Annotated in this window: 3 protein-coding genes; 2 read left to right on the top strand and 1 reads right to left on the bottom strand. The window is 59.9% G+C overall.

Going from position 1 to position 2,569, the window contains the following annotated elements; translation table 11 throughout:
* Positions 1-1,367, top strand: a 1,367-nt coding sequence (argH, locus tag ACRESJ_RS32710) for an argininosuccinate lyase (RefSeq protein WP_431761603.1), incomplete at its 5' end; no start/stop codon positions are given.
* A gap of 90 nt (positions 1,368-1,457) precedes the next feature.
* On the opposite strand, the gene ACRESJ_RS32715 is transcribed toward argH, so the two are convergent.
* Positions 1,458-2,117: a glutathione S-transferase gene (locus ACRESJ_RS32715; protein ID WP_431761604.1), complete on the bottom strand. Its 660-nt coding sequence runs from the start codon at positions 2,115-2,117 to the stop codon at positions 1,458-1,460.
* A 124-nt stretch (positions 2,118-2,241) separates the two neighbouring features.
* Between ACRESJ_RS32715 and ACRESJ_RS32720 the strand changes: the two genes are divergently transcribed.
* A complete protein-coding gene (locus tag ACRESJ_RS32720) occupies positions 2,242-2,526 on the top strand; it encodes a hypothetical protein (protein WP_431761605.1) in 285 nt (94 codons plus the stop codon).
* The last annotated feature ends 43 nt before the right edge of the window (positions 2,527-2,569 follow it).

Here is a 2,569-nt window from a genome sequence, read left to right on the forward strand (position 1 = left end):
GGGGCGGCCGCTTCAGTGAACCCGTCGACGCCTTCGTCGCCCGCTTCACCGCCTCCGTCACCTTCGACCAGCGCCTGTATCGCCACGACATCATGGGCTCGATCGCCCACGCCACCATGCTGGCCAAAGTCGGCGTGCTGACCGATGCCGAGCGCGACAGCATCACCGATGGCCTGAAGACCATCCAGGGCGAAATCGAGGCCGGCCAGTTCGACTGGCGCGTCGACCTCGAAGACGTACACATGAACATCGAGGCGCGCCTGACCGATCGCATCGGCGTGACCGGTAAAAAACTGCACACCGGCCGCAGCCGTAACGACCAGGTCGCTACCGACATCCGCCTGTGGCTGCGTGACGAGATCGACCTGATCCTGGGCGAAATCACCCGCCTACAAAAAGGCTTGCTGGAACAAGCCGAGCGCGAAGCCGACAGCATCATGCCGGGCTTCACCCATCTGCAGACCGCGCAACCGGTAACCTTTGGGCACCACATGCTGGCCTGGTTCGAAATGCTCAGCCGCGATTACGAGCGCCTGGTCGATTGCCGCAAGCGCACCAACCGCATGCCACTGGGCAGCGCTGCACTGGCCGGCACGACCTACCCGATCGATCGTGAATACACCGCCCAACTGCTGGGCTTCGAAGCGGTCGGAGGCAACTCGCTGGATAACGTTTCCGATCGCGACTTCGCCATCGAATTCTGCTCTGCGGCCAGCATCGCGATGATGCACCTGTCGCGCTTCTCCGAAGAGCTGGTGCTGTGGACCAGCGCGCAGTTCCAGTTCATCGATCTGCCGGACCGTTTCTGCACCGGCAGTTCGATCATGCCGCAAAAGAAAAACCCGGATGTGCCAGAACTGGTGCGCGGCAAGACCGGTCGCGTGTTTGGCGCACTGATGGGCCTGCTGACCCTGATGAAAGGCCAGCCTCTGGCCTACAACAAGGACAACCAGGAAGACAAGGAACCGCTGTTCGACGCCGCCGACACCCTGCGCGACTCGCTGCGAGCCTTTGCCGACATGATCCCGGCGATCAAACCCAAGCACGCAATCATGCGTGAAGCGGCCCTGCGCGGTTTCTCTACCGCCACTGACCTGGCCGACTACCTGGTACGTCGTGGCCTGCCATTCCGCGACTGCCACGAAATCGTTGGCCATGCGGTGAAGTACGGCGTGGAAAGCGGCAAGGACCTGGCGGAAATGAGCCTGGAAGAACTGCGCAAGTTCAGCGACCAGATCGACCAGGACGTGTTCGCCGTGCTGACCCTGGAAGGCTCGGTCAATGCCCGTAACCACATCGGCGGCACCGCGCCGGCGCAGGTCAAGGCAGCCGTGGCTCGCGGCCAGGCGTTGCTCGCCAGCCGCTAAAAGCATCGCGGGCAAGCCTCGCTCCTACGGGCCTGTATGAACCTGTAGGAGCGAGGCTTGCCCGCGAATGTGTTTTGGCATGCTATAGAACTATTTCTTGGACGCGACCATCGCCATAAACGCAGGCATCGCCGCTTCCTTGTCCGCCGCAATTCGCTGTACGTTCGGATTCTGCTCCAGCCGCTGCAGCAGCGCCTTGGCCGCCGGCAATTCGGCCAACAGATCGATATCAAACAGCTTCCTGGCGACCCCACAGGCCAACGGCACGCTGTACAGAAAATACAAATCCGCCACGCTCAGACTTTCGCCTGCCACGTAGGGGCTGAATTTACCGTGCCTGCCCAGGGACGCAATACCCAGCAGCAACTCGGCCTTGGTCTTTTCCTTGATCGCATCCGGCAGCTTCGAGCCGAAGAACGCCTCGGGATAGCTGGCTCGGGCGGGAAGCTCGATGTACAGCTCGATTTCCTTCGCCAGCGCCAGCACCTGGGCGCGCTCGAACGCATCGCTTGGCAACAACGGCGTGCCTTTCTGGCTTTGCTCGATGTATTTGAGGATCACCATGGTTTCATTGATGAAGCCCTGCTCCGTTTTCAGCACCGGGACCTTCCCGCGAGGGCTGATGGCCAACGCTTCTTGGCTGGTGCCGGCGTAAAACGGCACTTCTTCGAACGGCAGTCCTTTTTCCAGCAACGCCAGCTTGACCATGTTGTAGTAGTTGCTGACAGCGAATCCGTAAAGCTGAATCATCACAAAGCCTCCAGGCTGTGCAGGGTGGGCAGTGCCTGTTTATAGAACGCCGACGGATTTCTTGCCAGCAGCATCACGCGGCTGAATGCGGCTAAACTGAGCACCTTTCCTTGAGGAGCCTGCCATGAGCGAGCCAAACGATATCGACGCCGACGAAGAAGAGTTCGCCGAAAATACGCTGATCGAAGCCATCGAGAACCAGATCGAAAGCGAAAACCCGCCAGCCGCCAAGGCGACCTTCAACAAGCTGACACTGGTGGGTTATGAGCGTGAAGACATCCTCAACCTGATGGCCCATGTTTTAGCTGTAGAAATCGACGCAATCCTCGAAGAAGACCGCGCGTTCAATACCGAATGGTACGAAGCCGCGCTGCGTGCATTGCCAGAGCTGCCCCCTCAAAAGCAATAACTCCCCCTTTGTAGGAGCGAGCTTGCTCGCGAAAAACCTGTAG

The organism is Pseudomonas sp., assembly GCF_050739655.1.
In the GTDB taxonomy this organism is placed as follows: Bacteria; Pseudomonadota; Gammaproteobacteria; order Pseudomonadales; family Pseudomonadaceae; genus Aquipseudomonas.

What these genes read in the sequence shown, in the direction of transcription:
- ACRESJ_RS32720 (WP_431761605.1), top strand. Translation starts at nt 2,242, where the DNA reads ATGAGCGAGCCAAACGATATCGACGCCGACGAAGAAGAGTTCGCCGAA.
- ACRESJ_RS32715 (WP_431761604.1), bottom strand. Translation starts at nt 2,117, where the DNA reads ATGATTCAGCTTTACGGATTCGCTGTCAGCAACTACTACAACATGGTC.